At 56.8% G+C, this 250-nt stretch carries 1 rRNA gene; it reads right to left on the bottom strand.

Annotated features, from left to right (window positions below):
- Positions 1–227, bottom strand: a 23S ribosomal RNA gene (locus tag ETC05_RS17670); the annotation flags it as partial.
- Positions 228–250 lie beyond the last annotated feature (23 nt).

Genomic DNA, 250 nt, shown 5'->3' with positions numbered 1-250 from the left:
GCTTTCTTCTCCTCCGGGTACTAAGATGTTTCAGTTCCCCGGGTGTGCCCTCCATGCCCTATGGATTCAGGCATGGATACTGCCCCATTACGGACAGTGGGTTCCCCCATTCGGACATCTCCGGATCTACGCTTGCTTACAGCTCCCCGAAGCGTTTCGGCGTTTGCCCCGTCCTTCATCGGCTCCTAGTGCCAAGGCATCCACCGTGCGCCCTTTCTAGCTTAACCTACAGCGTCTCGGCTTCTTCCTT

It is taken from the genome of Geobacillus sp. BMUD, from assembly GCF_013096845.1.
GTDB classification, from domain to species: Bacteria; Bacillota; Bacilli; order Bacillales; family Anoxybacillaceae; genus Geobacillus; species Geobacillus vulcani.
This window is presented reverse-complemented; position numbering and strand designations above follow the sequence as displayed.